Raw genomic sequence first — 16,021 nt, 5'->3', positions numbered from 1 at the left:
GCTCGGCTCCTACAGGGGCCCATGAAAAAGCCCGCAGCGACGGCGGGCTTTTTCAGCAAGCAAGTAGCAGGCTCAGATAGGCCGGCTGCCGTACTTGTTATCAGGCTTCTTGGGCGGATCGGCGACCACATTGGCCTCCACTTCCTGCACCTTGCCGCCCTTGGCCAGGAACTCTTCCATGGCCCGCGCCAGAGCATCACGCTCCTTGTTTTTCGCTTCGACGCTCGGCAGCTCATCGACCGATACCGCTGCCTTGGCTTTGCCTTTGGCGGTCGGAACGGGCGCTTCACCGCCATCGTCGTCAGCAACGTCTTCCGCTGCTGTTTCCAGACCTTCTTCGGTTTCGTCGTCGTCGCCTACTTCGAGGTCGTCGTTTTCCAGATCATCGTCGCTCATGTTCTACCTCATGACTTGCGAAAAGCAGATTAGTTATAGCCCAGCTTCGCCGTCTGTCGAAGGCTGCCGGAAAAAATTCTACAACCGCTGGTAACCAGCGGTTTATGCCTCTTCACCGTGCACGGTGGCGAGGACTTTACGGGCACCGCCAAAATCACGGTGCTCGCCCAGATAAACGCCTTGCCAGGTTCCCAGCGCCAGTCGGCCTGCCGAAATCGGCAAACTGAGCTGACAGCCAAGCACGCTGGCCTTGAAGTGCGCCGGGAGGTCGTCCAGGCCTTCGTCGTTATGCTCATAGCCGTCTGTTCCTTGTGGGATCAGACGATTGAAAAATCGTTCGAAGTCGCGACGTACCGCCGGATCGGCGTTCTCGTTGATGGTCAACGACGCCGAGGTATGCTGCAGCCACAAATGCAACAGACCGACCCGACATGCCTTGAGTTCAGGCAGGCCGGCGAGTAACTCGTCCGTTACCAGATGAAAGCCCCGGGGCCTCGCCCGCAGGGTAATCAGAGTCTGTTGCCACATACAGTTCTCCGCACGTTCGGGGCGCATTCTAGCGCGCTCTGGGAAAAAACAAAGGCCCTAATATTCCTTCTATCATGTAAGCCATTGGCCGCAGAAAAACGCCCGTCGTAAACGCCACTAAACGTGTACGAAAAAACCTTTCAGCAGTTCCTTCACTGACAAACTCCAGACAAAAAAATGCCCGGCAAGCCGGGCAATTTTTTTTGTGCGCGTACTTACAAGTTGTAGCCGCGTTCGTTGTGAAGTGCCAGATCGATGCCGACCGCCTCTTCTTCCTCAGTGATACGCAGACCCATGACAGCGTCCAGCACCTTGAGGATGATGTAGGTGACGATCGCGGTGTAGATCACCGTGAAGCCTACGCCTTTCAGTTGAATCCAGACTTGTGCACCGATGTCGGTGACAGTGCCGAAGCCGCCCAGGGCCGGTGCAGCGAACACACCGGTCAGAATCGCGCCGAGGATACCGCCGATGCCGTGCACACCGAAGGCGTCCAGGGAATCGTCATAACCGAGTTTGCGTTTCAGGGTGGTGGCGCAGAAGAAGCACACCACGCCGGCTGCCAGACCGATGACCAGAGCGCCCATCGGGCCCACGGTGCCAGCGGCTGGGGTGATTGCAACCAGACCGGCCACAACACCCGAAGCGATACCCAGGGCACTTGGTTTGCCGTGAGTAATCCACTCGGCGAACATCCAGCCCAATGCAGCGGCGGCGGTTGCGATCTGGGTCACCAGCATCGCCATACCGGCCGTGCCGTTGGCGGCTGCGGCGGAACCGGCGTTGAAGCCGAACCAGCCAACCCACAGCATGGCAGCGCCCATCAGGGTGTAACCGAGGTTGTGCGGCGCCATCGGGGTGGTCGGGAAGCCTTTGCGTTTGCCCAGTACCAGGCAGGCAATCAGACCGGCCACACCGGCGTTGATATGCACCACGGTGCCGCCGGCGAAGTCCAGCACGCCCCAGTCCCACATCAGGCCGCCGTTACCGGACCAGACCATGTGCGCAATCGGTGCATAAACCAGGGTGAACCAGACGCCCATGAAGATCAGCATCGCGGAGAACTTCATCCGCTCGGCGAAGGCACCGACGATCAGCGCAGGGGTGATGATGGCGAAGGTCATCTGGAAGGTGATGAACACCGCCTCAGGGAACAGCGCCGCGGGACCGGTCAGGCTCGATGGCGTGACACCGGCGAGGAAAGCCTTGCCCATGCCGCCGAAGAATGAGTTGAAGTTGACGACGCCCTGTTCCATGCCGGTGGTGTCGAACGCGATGCTGTAGCCATAAATGACCCACAGGATGCTGATCAGACCGGTAATGGCAAAGCACTGCATCATCACGGAAAGAATGTTTTTGGAGCGAACCATGCCGCCGTAGAACAGCGCGAGGCCGGGAATGGTCATGAACAGCACGAGGGCTGTCGAGGTCATCATCCAGGCAGTGTCGCCGGAATTGAGGACTGGGGCCGCCACTTCGTCTGCCGCCATAGCCAGGCTGGGCATTACGAGGGACAACAGGGCTCCTAGCCCTGCGAATTTACGCAGAGTCATATTGTTTTCTCCTGGGGCGTTGGGTTTGTGGCGGCTTAGATTGCGTCGGTATCGGTTTCGCCGGTACGGATGCGAATCGCCTGTTCCAGATTGACCACGAAGATCTTGCCGTCCCCGATCTTGCCGGTGTTGGCAGCCTTGGTTATCGCCTCGATAACCCGGTCAAGATCCTTGTCGTCAATGGCGACATCGATCTTCACCTTTGGCAGGAAATCGACCACGTATTCCGCGCCGCGGTACAGCTCGGTGTGACCCTTCTGCCGACCGAAGCCTTTGACTTCAGTAACGGTAATGCCCTGCACGCCGATCTCGGACAGCGACTCGCGTACGTCGTCCAGTTTGAACGGCTTGATGATGGCAGTGACTAGCTTCATGAAAACTCTCTCCCGAATTGGTGGACTTGCCCCAGGAAAACAAACCCGACTCAAGTCTAAGCGCAGTGCCTGGCTTTGTAACGCATCGTCGGCCTTACCTGCCCGTCCGACGCCTGCTAACCACTCCGCACGAAACATTTCCCCCGTTCCGCTTGGCGCACTGCATTCGTCACAGCGACTGCATCAGTGCATGGGTTACTACGGACTAAGCAGAAAGCTTGCCATCTCGCCAAAACCCACTGATTTCAAGCCTTTGGCCGCTGTCGCAAGCTGCTGCGCGCAAATGGCCCGACGGATACGCACAACAACAGTGCGCAGCCGTCCGTCCCCATGCGCGAAAAGCGTGCACCCCTGTCGGCGAGATTGACTATAGACACTGCGTGATACACTGCCCGCCATTGTTGACAGGACATTTCCCATGCTCGCGCCCAAAGACTTCCTCGATGCCCTGAGCGGCACCGCCTCCCGCCTCTTCAGCGGCGACACCCCACTGCCGAAAAGCGAAATCGAAAGCCAGTTCAAGGCTCTGTTGCAGAGCGGCTTCAGCAAGCTGGACCTGGTAAGCCGGGAAGAGTTTGATAGCCAGATGGTCGTGCTGGCACGGACTCGGGCACGGTTGGAAAGTCTTGAGGCGAAGGTTGCGGAGTTGGAAGCGAAGCTGAATCCGCCGGCTGACGCCGAGTAACCTGATCGTTCCCACGCTCTGCGTGGGAATGCCGCCAGGGACGCTCCGCGTTCCGCTTCAGAATGTGACGCAGAGCGTCACGGGATGCATTCCCACGCAGAGCGTGGGGACGATCATTCAGCGCTAATTCCAGGCTGAGTCCTACAAAGATCACATCCGCCGTCCGATTGCGTCGCAAAGCCCCGGTTCCTAAGCTCACCCTCAGCTGAATATTTCAGCACTGGGTTTGGCGACCTGGAAGGCTTAAGGAGCACGACGACCATCCGATGGCGGGCTAATTTCCGTCATATCGAGTCATGGCGGCTGTGCGTGGGAGATCTTCGGATCTGCCGGGTTCCTTTTGCTCCGGTTCGCCAACCCGCGTATAGCTGCCACCCATTCGTTTGGCGACGATTGCCGGCAGCCCCTTTAGCAAAAGGAGCTTTCGATGATTCGCAATGACTCTCATCTGATCCCCCGCGTCTTCACCCGCCACAAACTCCACCTTCACGCCCTCCTCCTGGAAAACCAAGCCTGGTTCAGCGCCCGCGACCTCGGCCGATTGCTCAGGCTTTTCCTCGACGAACGAGCCGTCCGAAAACTCGACCCCGACCAACGCCAAACCGCCCAAATGCTCATCCACGGATGCATCGAAAACACCCTGCTGATCAGCGAGTCCGGCGTCTACGCGCTACTGGTCTACCACTACTGCCCCGAATACCGAGGCCTGCGCGAAGGCTGACCCACGACGTGGTCCCCGCCCTCAGAGACGCCCAACAACCCACCTCAACCGAACGCCCGATTCTGAGCCTGCTGAACTGGCCAGAGATGTCGTTGAGCCTGTTGCATTGGAATAATCAACCGTGGATTCGGTTGCAGGATGTTCCACATATGCTGCCGAGCGGCGAGCAGACGCAGCGTCCGGTCAACCTTCCATGGTGGAAAAAAGCTTCTCGAGCGTTGCATTCGCTTTAAGCGCTCATCCATGCTCGATTTCGGCGCTACGAAGATCGTAGCTCGATTGCAGATTCAGCCAGAATTCGGGCGTGGTATTCAAAAGCATGGATAGCTTCTTCGCCAGACCAGCACTGACACCGCTCTGCTGCCTCACAACGTTGCTCACTTCAGCCACAGGCTCCTTCAGCGAGCGAGCCAAAGCCGCCGTTGTAATGCCCTGTGGCGTCAAAAACTCCTTGCGGAGAATTTCACCAGGATGAATCGGGCGCATCCCAATCCGGTTCATGTACGCCTCCTATGGCTGCATTTAGGCGTGATCATAATCGGCAACCTTCATCAAGCAAGACCACCCGAGCTCTTTCACCGGCGTCCTTCATCTATCTAGGCACAGTCCTACAAAAAGCAGCTCCATGGCCTGATTTATCGTTCGCCACCAGCCCTCTACGCTTGCGCCTTCATCTTCGATAGACGCTAGCAATGAGAAGAAAAGGAAAAGGCACGGACCTTCGTAATCAGACTTTTAAATCGGATGCAAGGAAGCTCACCTACAAAGCATTTATTAAAAAAGTCGCGCCTCGTACTTTAAAAATCGACGTATCAGCTGTCAGGTTCGAGCCGATTACCGCCACAGCGATAGAGAAATGTCATTTATGGGAAGGAGCAGCCATCTACGCGTGGGATCACATTCCCGACTGGAAGCGCAAAGATGCCAAGGGTTTGGATTTGGCAATTTGGTATGAGCAGAATCTGTGCGGCTTGTGCTATGCAACACCGCGCAGGAGCGCTATCTGTCTGAAGGTAATTCTTTTGCAGGGGGATCCAGACAAATCCCATCCGCTTCGTGGCTTGATAGCTCCCATCGCAATACTGGCCGCAGATTTCTATGCGCGTATGCTGGGATGCAGAGAGATCGAAATCCAGGATCCAGATCCGAACGTTGTTTTTTACTATCTAGAGCTCGGGTTCGAATTCGACCAGACCAACCGCCTTGTCATCTACTTGAGCGGCCAATAACATCAAAATATGCATCCAATCGCAGGAGGATTGTATGAGCCCAAAAAAGCGGAAGGCGACGCTGTTACAACTTGTTGAGTTTCACGCCGAAGCACGTCGCTTGGCTGGGAATTTATCGGCTAATCAACGACGCTTTATTGAAGTCGCCATCGCGCGCGGCAAAGAACTTGAACCAAGTGGTTGGTTGGCTGGTGGAAGAAACTAAATACCGCTTCTTGAAAAAAACCGTCTGAATGGCGGTTTTTTTGTGCCTCGCAACTACCCCGCTCCGTGTCCGCAACATCCAGTGAAAGTTTGCCTGCATAACCACGCCCCAGATCCATCGCCCCCGTCTACCCTTCAAAAACCCGCAGGAAGCGGCCCCCGTAAAAAGCTCAAGGAACGACCATGTCTCTTTCCATCGTCCACAGCCGCGCCCAGATTGGCGTGGATGCGCCCGCCGTCACCGTCGAAGTCCACCTGGCCAACGGCTTGCCATCGCTGACAATGGTCGGTTTACCCGAAGCAGCCGTGAAGGAAAGCAAGGATCGAGTACGCAGTGCGATCATCAATTCGGGCCTGCAATTTCCTGCACGGCGCATCACCTTGAATCTCGCTCCCGCTGACCTACCGAAGGACGGCGGACGATTCGATTTGGCGATTGCCCTGGGGATTCTGTCCGCCAGCGTCCAGGTGCCGACGTTGACGCTGGATGACATTGAATGCCTCGGAGAATTGGCGCTGTCAGGCGCGGTACGTGCGGTGAGAGGCGTGTTGCCCGCTGCGCTGGCCGCACGCAAGGCCGGGCGCTCGCTGATGGTGCCGCGGGCGAATGCTGAGGAAGCGTGCCTGGCGTCGGGGCTGAAGGTGTTTGCCGTGGATCACCTGCTGGAAGCCGTTGCGCACTTCAATGGACATACGCCGGTCGAGCCCTACGTTTCCAACGGGTTGCTCTACGCCAGCAAACCCTATCCGGACCTGAATGAAGTGCAGGGACAACTTTCGGCCAAACGCGCATTGCTGATTGCGGCGGCGGGCGCTCATAACCTTCTGTTCAGCGGACCACCCGGGACCGGGAAAACGCTGTTGGCGAGTCGTTTGCCGGGGCTGCTTCCTCCTTTGGCAGAAAACGAGGCGCTGGAAGTCGCAGCCATTCAATCCGTCACCAGTTGCGTGCCCTTGAGCCACTGGCCGCAAAGACCATTCCGCCAGCCCCATCACTCGGCCTCCGGCCCGGCGTTGGTGGGCGGTGGTTCAAAGCCGCAACCCGGTGAAATCACCCTCGCCCACCATGGCGTTCTGTTCCTTGATGAACTCCCGGAATTCGATCGCAAGGTATTGGAAGTCTTAAGGGAGCCCCTGGAATCCGGTCACATCGTGATTTCCCGCGCCAAGGATCGCGTGAGATTTCCGGCTCGCTTTCAATTAGTGGCGGCGATGAACCCGTGCCCCTGTGGGTATCTTGGCGAACCCAGCGGCAAATGCAGTTGTACACCGGACATGGTCCAACGCTACCGCAACAAGCTGTCGGGACCGCTGCTGGATCGGATCGACCTGCACCTGACCGTCGCGCGGGAAGCCACGGCGTTGAATCCTGCGCTCAAACCCGGTGATGACACTGCCACTGCTGCGGTGCTGGTTGCCAACGCCCGGGAGCGGCAACATAAACGCCAAGGCTGCGCCAACGCATTCCTTGATTTGCCGGGACTGCGCCGTCACTGCAAGTTATCCACAACCGACGAAGCCTGGCTGGAAACCGCCTGCGAGCGTTTGACCCTGTCACTCAGGTCAGCCCATCGACTGCTCAAGGTCGCACGCACGCTGGCAGACCTTGAACAGGTCGATGGCATCACCCGTGAACATCTGGCAGAAGCGCTGCAGTATCGGCCGAGCGCCAATTGATCGGTTTACTCCTTGGTGAGATCCACCAACGGCGCCTGCCGCACCTCCGTCTCCCGCCCACCCTGAATCTCTTTCACCCGTTTCAACGCCTTATCCACAGCCCCTTTATCCGCCAGCAAGCTGTAGCTGATCTGAAACTGCTTCTGTTCTTTAGCTCCAATCGTCGGCACCAGATTCAGCGGCCGTTGATACCGGCGGTTGTAGGAAAAGCTCGTCCCCGGCTCAAGGCCCGTGACATAGCCCTGCCCTTGGGTGTCCGTGTTTTTCCACAGGGAGAACACCGGCAACTGTTGAGTATTGAAACCCACCGAAACCCCGAGGCTGCCGGCCTTGTTATGCAGCACAGTCAGCGTATCGCCCTTGGCATCGGCATACGGAACAACGTTGTAAACCGTCTCGTCGTAGTCCTTGGTCGGCGCGCGGTAGGTTTGCCAGTCCGGCAGATCGCCCTTGGCCTTGTCGTTGAACGGCGAGACCTGTTTCACCGGTGCAGCAAAGCGGGCGCCCTGTTCCAGGAATGGGGTGCTGAAGTTGCTGTGGTACAGCGCCTGGTATTCCTTCGGATAATCACCGTTGTTGGTGAGGGTGTCGTTGAGGGCGAACGCTGCGCTGCCGGGTTCGGTGACCAGCTCGGTCATCACCGAGAAGTCGACTTTCTTGAACGCCTGCTCTTTGAGCTCGCCACGCAGGCTGATGGTGTAAGGCGGTTTTTCATCGATGTGCAACGTGACTTTGCTGGCCGGGATGTTGGCGGCGCGGCCGTGGAGCGTCAGCAGTTCACCGTTGTCCATGCCCGGATGGCCGACCCACTCGTAGCCGCAGCGGGTGACCAGTTCGTTAAAGCCCTCGAGCCAGCCCAGCCCGCCGCGACCATTGAGTTCGATGAAGGACGGATTGACCACGTCCTTGACCGGCGAATCCCACCCCATGCGCACATTACCGACCGACGCCTGCAGGACGTTCATCCCGCGGGTGGGGACTACCGAGAGTTTCATGTTGCCGTTATCGATGTCGACGATGCTGACGCCCTCTTGCCGACCGCCGTGCAAGGTGCGAAGGGTCACTGAGAAAGGTTGGTCGGTTTTCACCCCCAGTTGCTGGCTGGTGATCTGCCAGTTTTGGGAAGCTTTGTCGGTGTCGAGCAGGACGTAATCCCAGGCCATGGCGTGGGAAGCAGCGGACAACGCGCTAAAGGCAACGACGAGTTTGAGCGGATTCATGGGTAAGCCTTTCTTGGAGTTGTGCATTTTTTATAGCGCTGATGAAACGATTCAGCAAGCTTAAAAAGCACACTCCCGAGCCTTCCCAAGCCAATTTAAATTGACCCCATGCAACCTCCGCACTCTTACGCTAGTCTCATACGGTTTTGAACCTCCGGCAGATTGACGGCGACATCATTATGACATTAAGGTCGCCAGCTAATTGCAGGAGCAAGAACAGACACCTTTGTCTGTCATTTTTGCGCAACAGAACATATGGAGTTTGAATGCGCGGGGCACTATTACGCAGCGGTAAGAGCGGGTCATTCACTGCCCTGGGCGAAACAGGTCAACCGGTATACCGGGCGGCCCTGCAATTGCGCGAAGCCATTCGCCGCAAGAACCCCGAAATGGTCGATCACCTGGCCATCCCTCAAAGCGATGAGCTCGGTAACCAGATCGACTGGTACAGCGGCCTCGACGGCGATGTGATCCCGTGGAGCAGTGCGACCGAAGAAGAACGCGCCCCTGCCCGCCGCCAACTTGAAGCGCTGAAGACCGCGCTCGACGAATTGAGCCAGCGTTTCCTGGGTACTGATCCAGCCGAACAGCAGCAAGGCGACAAAGCCGTATTCGGCAAGCTGCTCAAGCGTGTGATTCATTTCCCCGACGAAAACTTCGTCTACCTGGTGCAAGGCAAACCGGTGCTGACCTTTTGGGGTTTCGAGCATTCCGGTACCGGCAATCGCGATCCCCTGCACTGCCTCTATCAAGTTCCGCCCGCGTTTACGCTGCCACCCGTGGTCGAAGCCGCGCCCGTGGTTGCGCCCGTCGTGCCGGTGGTTGCTCGTCCGTGGTGGCGGCGCTGGTGGTGGTGGCTGTTGCTGCTGCCGTTCCTGCTGCTGCTTTTGTGGCTGTTGCTCGGTCTGCGTGGTTGCGTCCCGATTCCGTTGGTGGCGGTAGACCTGCTGCCTGAGGGCATTGTGCCGGTGGAAAAACAGCTGGAAGAACCACAACTGACCGGCAATGTCACGACGCTCAATGGCGTTCCTGTGACGGGGACCGTTGTAGGCTCCACCACGGGAACCGGCACCGCTGTGACCGGAACGAATGGCGTGGAAGCGCCGGCTGTCGAGGGTAACGAGGCTGATGTCGCACCGGCAGACCTGGCCAAAGACCCAGCCAACGACCCGGCAGCCGAATCCCCAACCGCGCCACCCGAGAACAAAACCGCGCCGCCGGATGTCACATCGCCCGAAGCAGAAAAATCCGCCGCCGCAAAACCCGGCCCTCCCCTGAGCATCCCGCCAGACGCCGCCGACGGTGCCGCCAAGTTCCTCGACGGTCAGTTCCGCGCCGGTGCCGGTATTCAGGATCGCCGAACCGGCAAACCGCTGCGTCTGGAATACCAGCTCAAGGACGGTAAGGGCGAAGTCACCGTACATCAGGCCGACGGCACGAAATGCAGCGGGCCGGTGAGCGCTACCATGAAGGGTGGCAGCCTGGCCATCGACAGTCAGGGCCAGGCCGTGTGTGGCGATGGCAGCACTTACGACATGCCCAAGGTCAACTGCCGCAAAGGGGCGACCACAGTCGCAGACTGCACCGGCGGTTACGGAAAAGAACAATTCCCCATGTCCATGCGGCACGTGGCCGAATAAAAACGGAATAACCCGACATGTTGCCTGAAGTCACCCAATTCGAAGACACCGTCACGCTGGTCAGCGACACCGGCATCCAGTTCATGGATTTCGCCCTGCGCCTGGATCCTCGCAAGGAACCGGCGGGCGAGTTCGCGCCGATGATCAGCGGGCTGATCTGCCGCTTGGCATACAACGAAGAGAAAGACTTCTTTTTCTACGAACCTGAACCGGAAAAGGTCGAGAAAGCCAAACCTGCGTTCAGCGTCGACATGAAAAGCAGCCTCGAGTTGCTGGACGGTATCTGGCTGCCGACCCCGTTTTTCCGCTTCATGCCGCCGCATCGTTTCGACGAAGGTCCGACCAACTGGTCGCGCATGCGTCTGGTGAAACTGACGACACCCGACATCGATGGCAACACCCACCGTCTGACGATGGCGTTCGACAGCCGCGTCATGCCCAAGCGTGACGGCACCGCCTACCTGGCGCCGAACGAAGAAGACATCAGCTCCGGCGTGTCCTTCAAACTGGCGACCAAGGCCAGCGAAACCCGCTGGTTCCTGGCGCAGCCGTGGGTCAATGAGTGGCTGCTGGAAGTGTTCAACGAGGGCAATGCCCACCGTTCGCGCGCAGAGCTGGACACCGATATCCGCGCCAACTACCACCTGGCGCACTACCTCAACTTGCTCAGCCTGTTGAGCAAACCGTCCGCAGCTCAGCAATCGACGGCCCGGGCAAAAGTAGAAATCCCTGAGCTCAAAGTGGTCGCCAACGACAGCAATGGCCTGGTCAAGCCGATTCCGGTGGACCTGGTGCTGGACGTCGGCAACTCGCGCACTTGCGGCATCCTGATCGAGAACCACGGTCAGGCCGGTTCCGGGCTGAAGCAGAACTACGTGCTGGAACTGCGCGACCTGATCACCCCCGAACACACCTACAATCTGCCGTTCGAAAGCCGCGTGGAATTCGCCCAGGCGTATTTCGGCAAGGACCACTGCTCGGTCAAGAGCGGCCGTCACGATGCGTTCCAATGGGCAACGATTGCCCGCGTCGGCAATGAGGCCAGCCGTCTGGCCAGCCGTCGTCGCGGCACCGAAGGGTCCACTGGCCTGTCCAGCCCGAAACGCTATCTGTGGGACGAAAACGCTTACGGCCACGGCTGGCGTTTTAACTGCTCGTACATCAAGACCGATAACGAGCCTTACGCCACGGCCGCACCGTTCTCGCACCTGATCAATGAAACCGGCGAGGCGCTTTACAGCCTCGAAGAAGACGATCGTCTGCCAGTGTTCATGCCGCGTTACTCGCGCAGCTCGCTGATGACTTTCATGCTCGCTGAAGTACTGGCCCAGGCGCTGTCGCAAATCAACAGCCCGGCCCAGCGTTCGCGCCAGGGGCACACCCGCGTACCGCGTCAGCTCAACAGCATCACCTTGACCGTGCCGCCGGGCATGCCGCAGGCCGAGCGCAGCATCCTCAACGAACGCATGCTGCAAGCCATCGGCCTGGTGTGGAAGAGCCTCGGCTGGCATGCCGGCGAGGAAGATCCGCATCAGGATCAGGCCGTCAGCCCGCGCACGCCGATCCCGAGCATCCGCGTGGAATGGGACGAAGCCTCCTGCGGCCAGTTGGTATACCTGTACACCGAGGTCAACGAGAACTTCGCCGGTCACCCGGAAGAGTTTTTCGACACCATCGCCCGGCCGGACAAGACCGACCGCGAACGCATCACCCTGGCAACCATCGACATCGGCGGCGGCACCACCGACCTGGTCATCACTGACTATCGCCTCGACCGCGCCGGCAACACCGGCAGCGGCAGCAACGTGCACATCGTGCCCGAGCAGCGTTTTCGCGATGGCTTCAAAGTGGCCGGCGATGACATCCTGCTGGACGTGATCCAGGACTTCATCCTGCCGAGCTTTGAAAAAGCCTTGCAGAACACCGGCGTGAAAGCCCCGGATTCGCTGATGTCGCGCCTGTGTGGCGATGAATCGGTCAGCGCCCAGGACATGATTCTGCGCCAGCAACTGAACCTGCAGGTGTTCGCACCGCTGGGCCTGGCGCTGCTCAAGGCGTACGAGCATTACGACCCGCAAGTGCCGCAAGAAGTCACCCCACAGAGCTACCGCCAGTTGCTCGGTGACAACGCGATCAGCCAGACCGTGCTCGACTACGTGAACGCCGCCGTGCGCCGCGATGTCGGCGGTCAGAGCGGTTTCGACCTGTATGACGCGCCGATCAGTTTCGACCTGCAGAAGCTCCACGCCGCGTTCCTCAACGACCAGATCAACATCACCAAGATTCTCGGTGCGTTGTGTGAAGTGGTCGCGCATTACCCGTGCGATGTCTTGCTGCTGACCGGCCGCCCTTCGCGCCTGCCTGGCATCCAGGCGTTCATTCGCAAGGTGCTGCCGCTGCCACCGGGGCGCATTCTGGCGCTGCAAAACTACCGCACCGGCGGCTGGTACCCGTTCCACAAGAACGGCCGGATCGACGACCCGAAAAGCACCGCGTCGGTGGGTGCCATGCTTTGCCTGTTGTGCGCCAATCACAGCGTGCCGAACTTCTACTTCCGCTCTTCGGCGCTCAAGCCGTATTCGACGGTCAAGCACATCGGCGTCATCGACCTGAACAACGTGATCAAGGATGCCGACGTGCTGTACCGCGACATCCAGTCCGAAGACTACAAAATCAAGCTGCCCGAAATTGGCGTTGGCGATGCCGCCGACACGCCACAACTGGAAATGCGCGGCGATCTGCGCCTCGGTTTCCGTCAGTTGGCCGCTGATCGCTGGGCCGCCTCGCCGCTGTACACCTTGCGGTTCACCAAGGCCGGTCGGGAGAAGTTTTCCCGCGCGATCGGTGAAAACGGCAGCGCGCCGCTGCTCAAGGTGCGGTTTGAGGTCAAACCGGCGGACAAATACACGCGCAAGCAGGATCTGGTCAGCGACCGCCTCTCGGTTCGCGACATCGAATCCAACAGTAACAACGTCAACTTCAACCCGCGCAGCGACCTCGAGCTGGAACTCAACACCATGCTCGACGCCGGCCTGAGCGAGACCAAGTACTGGCTCGACAGTGGAAGTGTGAAACGCAAATGAATGATCTGACCCCCGATCAAACTCAGCTCTCTGCCAGTTGGGCCGCTGTTTATAAAGGTGCCGGTCAGGCGCTGGACTGGATTGGCCAGACGCGCGGCAATGCGCCGCGCCTGGACAGCGAAGCCGACAACCTGAACATCCGCCTGCACCGTGCCCGCAACCTGGCTCAAAGCCTCGGTCGCGTGGCCTGCACGCCGATGACCATCGGCTTTTTCGGCTTGTCCCAGGCCGGCAAGTCCTACCTGATTTCTGCCCTCGCGGCCGGTCAGAACGGCAAACTGGAAACCGATTTCGGTGGCCAGCGCCTGGACTTCATCAAGCACATCAACCCTGTGGGTGGCGGCAAGGAAGCCACCGGCCTGGTGACGCGCTTCAGCCGCCACGCCACGCAGAGCCAGGATCCGCAGTTCCCGGTCGAGCTGACCCTGTTCAAGGAAATCGAGCTGGCGAAGATTCTGGCCAACTCCTGGTTCAAGGACTTCGACCTTGAACGGATTTCCTACGAGATCGACGAAGAACGCATCCTGCGCGTGCTGAAACCGTTCGAAGGTCGGGAAACCGGGCCGCTGCAACCGGGCGTTAACGCCGACGATCTGGTGTCGCTGTGGGATTACCTGCGGGACAACTTCCGCAATTCGGTGAAGAAACTCGAACACCTGTATTGGCCGACAGCGTTGCAACTGGCGCCACGGCTGAATTTCCAGGAACGTGCCGAGCTGTTTTCAATCCTGTGGGGTGAGCAAAGCGAACTGACGCGCGTGTACCAGCAACTGGCCGGCGCGCTGCACAAGCTGGGCCTGCCCGAGACCGTGTTCGCCCCGCTGCATGCCTTGGTGAGTTTCGAAAACGACACCTACAGCCAGCGCGACAGCATCATGAACGTCGACATCCTCGAGCGCTTCGGCAGCCCGCTGGACTTGCCGATCGACGTGCGGCCCCAGGTCGACGGACGCCTGCAAAACAGTCAGGGCATTGCGGTTGCGCAATTGGCGGCACTGACTGCCGAGATGACCTTCGGCCTGATCGAAGCCCCGGCGGACGACATCGTCAACCAGGTCGACTTGCTGGACTTCCCCGGTTATCGCGGGCGCAAGAAACTGCACGAGATCGCCGACTCCAACGACCCGCAATCCGCCACCAAGGACAACTCCGTTTCGCAGCTGATCCTGCGTGGCAAGGTCGCCTACCTGTTCGAACGCTACACCGATAACCAGGAAATGAACGCGCTGGTGGTCTGCACCGGTTCGACCAAGCAGAGCGACGTCAACGACGTAGGCCCGGTGCTGACCCGCTGGATCGAAAAGACCCAAGGCGCCGACTCGGCCGCTCGCAGCAAACGCGACACTGGTCTGATCTGGGCGCTGACCATGCTCGACCTGCGCATCACCAACTCCCTGAGCCTGACGCCCGATCAGTACGACGAGAGCTGGAACGGCATGGTCAAGCTGACCATGCTCGAGCGCTTCGGCAGCTTGAGCTGGATGAACGACTGGGCCGGCACGCCGTTCCAGAACACCTTCCTGGTGCGCAAACCGCGCATGGACGCGGCGTTCATCGAACAAGACGCGACGGGTGCCGAAACCGGCCTCAATGCCAGTTACCAGGAGCGAGTCGACGCCCTGGGTACAAGCTTTGCCGGCAACGACCTGGTGTGCAAACACATCCACGATCCTGCCAACGCCTGGGCAGAAATGCTGCGCAACGATGACGGTGGCATCAGCCACTTCAGCGGTAGTTTCAAGGGCGTAGCCAATATCGAATTCAAACTGCAGCGCATCCGCGAGCAATTGAGCGAATGCCTCGAAGGCCTGACCACTCATGGCCTGAGTACCTGGTACCACGCCGACGGCGACGGTGCCGCTGCCGCGAAAAAAGCCCAGGCGCAGATGATTCTGACCAGCCTGGGACGTCGTCCGGCGGTGCTCGGCGAGTTGATCGATCAACTCGACATGCCGAGTGAAGAGGTCCGCGATCTCTACCTCAGCGGCGTGTACGAAACCGATGATGAGCCAACCGTGAGCGATGAACCGGTCGCACCGACGCCGAGCCAGAGCCTGTACGGCAACGACGCCGGTTTCGATTTCGATTTCGGTGACGACCTGAGCCACGACGCGCCGGTCAGCAGCAGCAAAACCGGCACTCCGACACCCGAATTGCAAAGCAACGAGCACCGTTTCGCCAAAGCCGCGTTCAAGGCCTGGATCGCACACCTGCGTGAACTGACCACCCGCCAAAGCCTGCTCAACCTGCTCGGTCTGGAAAAGGCCTTGCTGGAAGCGGTGGTCGACGAACTGATCACCGCCGGTTATCGCCAGGACTTGCCGGGGCAACTGAGCCGCGCAGTCCTCAAACGTGCACAAAGTGGCGCGCGGCGCGATCAACTGGTCGAGCGCCAGGTACTGGAAGTGCAACGGGTGCTGCGCGATTTCGTGTCGTGGTTCGGCTACCTCCAGAAGCCGGTGAGCGAGCGTCCGAACAGTCGCGCCGGAGCCAAGGCGCCGCTGTTCTCGTTCTACACCGACATCAGTCCCGGACAAGTGCCCGTGCTGCCGGCGCAACCGGCGAATCAGGCGCAGCGGTATCTCGGCGACTGGCTCTCGGGCCTGGCCTGCATCACGCAGGACAATGCCGGCCATGGCGCCGGGCGCGAAATCACCCCTGAACAGAACGAACGGCTGGGCCAAGTGCTCACAGCCTTCACAGCGAGATAA

The 16,021-nt window shown here is 59.4% G+C and carries 13 protein-coding genes and 1 pseudogene; 8 read left to right on the top strand and 6 right to left on the bottom strand.

What is annotated here, in order from left to right; genetic code table 11:
* Positions 1-72: 72 nt before the first annotated feature.
* The 4 genes from sutA to glnK form a co-directional block, all read right to left on the bottom strand.
* Positions 73-396 (bottom strand): transcriptional regulator SutA, encoded by a 324-nt coding sequence (gene sutA, locus CKW16_RS01675; RefSeq protein WP_046045079.1) that lies wholly within the window; start codon positions 394-396, stop codon positions 73-75.
* Positions 397-498: 102 nt separating this feature from the next.
* Complete coding sequence (locus tag CKW16_RS01670; protein ID WP_008030499.1) at positions 499-924, bottom strand: secondary thiamine-phosphate synthase enzyme YjbQ; 426 nt, start codon at positions 922-924, stop codon at positions 499-501.
* Positions 925-1,139: 215 nt separating this feature from the next.
* Positions 1,140-2,477, bottom strand: a complete 1,338-nt coding sequence (locus tag CKW16_RS01665) for an ammonium transporter (RefSeq protein ID WP_095126951.1) — start codon at positions 2,475-2,477, stop codon at positions 1,140-1,142.
* 35 nt (positions 2,478-2,512) lie between these two features.
* Entirely contained in the window at positions 2,513-2,851 is a 339-nt protein-coding gene (gene glnK / locus CKW16_RS01660) for a P-II family nitrogen regulator (RefSeq protein ID WP_002555808.1), read from the bottom strand.
* A 418-nt stretch (positions 2,852-3,269) separates the two neighbouring features.
* Between glnK and CKW16_RS01655 the strand changes: the two genes are divergently transcribed.
* Together CKW16_RS01655 and CKW16_RS01650 are read left to right on the top strand one after the other, a co-directional pair.
* Positions 3,270-3,536 carry an accessory factor UbiK family protein gene (locus CKW16_RS01655; protein ID WP_007894783.1) on the top strand — a complete coding sequence of 89 codons (267 nt, stop codon included), beginning with the start codon at positions 3,270-3,272 and terminating at the stop codon, positions 3,534-3,536.
* Positions 3,537-3,963: 427 nt separating this feature from the next.
* Positions 3,964-4,490: pseudogene (locus CKW16_RS01650) on the top strand (Bro-N domain-containing protein).
* Positions 4,491-4,494: 4 nt separating this feature from the next.
* Here CKW16_RS01650 and CKW16_RS01645 read toward each other — a convergent pair.
* Positions 4,495-4,758, bottom strand: a complete 264-nt coding sequence (locus CKW16_RS01645; protein ID WP_095126950.1) for a HigA family addiction module antitoxin — start codon at positions 4,756-4,758, stop codon at positions 4,495-4,497.
* Between the two features lie 191 nt (positions 4,759-4,949).
* Between CKW16_RS01645 and CKW16_RS01640 the strand changes: the two genes are divergently transcribed.
* The 3 genes from CKW16_RS01640 (at position 4,950) to CKW16_RS01635 (ending at position 7,367) form a co-directional block, all read left to right on the top strand.
* Entirely contained in the window at positions 4,950-5,486 is a 537-nt protein-coding gene (locus CKW16_RS01640) for an N-acetyltransferase (protein WP_095126949.1), read from the top strand.
* Between the two features lie 34 nt (positions 5,487-5,520).
* Positions 5,521-5,691, top strand: a complete 171-nt coding sequence (locus CKW16_RS32230; RefSeq protein WP_176471501.1) for a hypothetical protein — start codon at positions 5,521-5,523, stop codon at positions 5,689-5,691.
* 182 nt (positions 5,692-5,873) lie between these two features.
* The gene (locus CKW16_RS01635; protein ID WP_046045074.1) at positions 5,874-7,367 is read left to right on the top strand and encodes a YifB family Mg chelatase-like AAA ATPase; all 1,494 of its coding nucleotides are present in this window, start codon (positions 5,874-5,876) and stop codon (positions 7,365-7,367) included.
* Between the two features lie 5 nt (positions 7,368-7,372).
* Here the strand turns inward: CKW16_RS01635 and CKW16_RS01630 are convergent, their stop codons facing one another.
* Positions 7,373-8,587, bottom strand: coding sequence for an aldose 1-epimerase family protein (locus tag CKW16_RS01630; protein WP_095126948.1), 1,215 nt, complete (start codon positions 8,585-8,587; stop codon positions 7,373-7,375).
* 266 nt (positions 8,588-8,853) lie between these two features.
* Between CKW16_RS01630 and CKW16_RS01625 the strand changes: the two genes are divergently transcribed.
* From CKW16_RS01625 to CKW16_RS01615, 3 genes are read left to right on the top strand one after another with little or no spacing between them, the layout of a single operon-like run.
* Positions 8,854-10,227: an SrfA family protein gene (locus CKW16_RS01625; RefSeq protein WP_095126947.1), complete on the top strand. Its 1,374-nt coding sequence runs from the start codon at positions 8,854-8,856 to the stop codon at positions 10,225-10,227.
* Between the two features lie 17 nt (positions 10,228-10,244).
* Entirely contained in the window at positions 10,245-13,310 is a 3,066-nt protein-coding gene (locus CKW16_RS01620) for a virulence factor SrfB (protein WP_095126946.1), read from the top strand.
* Positions 13,307-16,021, top strand: a complete 2,715-nt coding sequence (locus CKW16_RS01615; RefSeq protein ID WP_095126945.1) for a putative virulence factor — start codon at positions 13,307-13,309, stop codon at positions 16,019-16,021. The genes CKW16_RS01620 and CKW16_RS01615 overlap by 4 nt, the downstream gene beginning before the upstream one ends.

Source organism: Pseudomonas sp. Irchel s3h14 (assembly GCF_900187425.1).
GTDB lineage: Bacteria > Pseudomonadota > Gammaproteobacteria > Pseudomonadales > Pseudomonadaceae > Aquipseudomonas.
This window is presented reverse-complemented; position numbering and strand designations above follow the sequence as displayed.

Excerpts from the sequence above, each read along its gene's own strand:
- CKW16_RS01645 (WP_095126950.1), bottom strand. The coding sequence starts at position 4,758 with ATGAACCGGATTGGGATGCGCCCGATTCATCCTGGTGAAATTCTCCGC.
- CKW16_RS01640 (WP_095126949.1), top strand. The coding sequence starts at position 4,950 with ATGAGAAGAAAAGGAAAAGGCACGGACCTTCGTAATCAGACTTTTAAA.
- sutA (WP_046045079.1), bottom strand. The coding sequence starts at position 396 with ATGAGCGACGATGATCTGGAAAACGACGACCTCGAAGTAGGCGACGAC.
- CKW16_RS01665 (WP_095126951.1), bottom strand. The coding sequence starts at position 2,477 with ATGACTCTGCGTAAATTCGCAGGGCTAGGAGCCCTGTTGTCCCTCGTA.
- CKW16_RS01620 (WP_095126946.1), top strand. The coding sequence starts at position 10,245 with ATGTTGCCTGAAGTCACCCAATTCGAAGACACCGTCACGCTGGTCAGC.
- CKW16_RS32230 (WP_176471501.1), top strand. The coding sequence starts at position 5,521 with ATGAGCCCAAAAAAGCGGAAGGCGACGCTGTTACAACTTGTTGAGTTT.
- CKW16_RS01635 (WP_046045074.1), top strand. The coding sequence starts at position 5,874 with ATGTCTCTTTCCATCGTCCACAGCCGCGCCCAGATTGGCGTGGATGCG.
- CKW16_RS01630 (WP_095126948.1), bottom strand. The coding sequence starts at position 8,587 with ATGAATCCGCTCAAACTCGTCGTTGCCTTTAGCGCGTTGTCCGCTGCT.
- CKW16_RS01655 (WP_007894783.1), top strand. The coding sequence starts at position 3,270 with ATGCTCGCGCCCAAAGACTTCCTCGATGCCCTGAGCGGCACCGCCTCC.
- glnK (WP_002555808.1), bottom strand. The coding sequence starts at position 2,851 with ATGAAGCTAGTCACTGCCATCATCAAGCCGTTCAAACTGGACGACGTA.
- CKW16_RS01615 (WP_095126945.1), top strand. The coding sequence starts at position 13,307 with ATGAATGATCTGACCCCCGATCAAACTCAGCTCTCTGCCAGTTGGGCC.
- CKW16_RS01625 (WP_095126947.1), top strand. The coding sequence starts at position 8,854 with ATGCGCGGGGCACTATTACGCAGCGGTAAGAGCGGGTCATTCACTGCC.
- CKW16_RS01670 (WP_008030499.1), bottom strand. The coding sequence starts at position 924 with ATGTGGCAACAGACTCTGATTACCCTGCGGGCGAGGCCCCGGGGCTTT.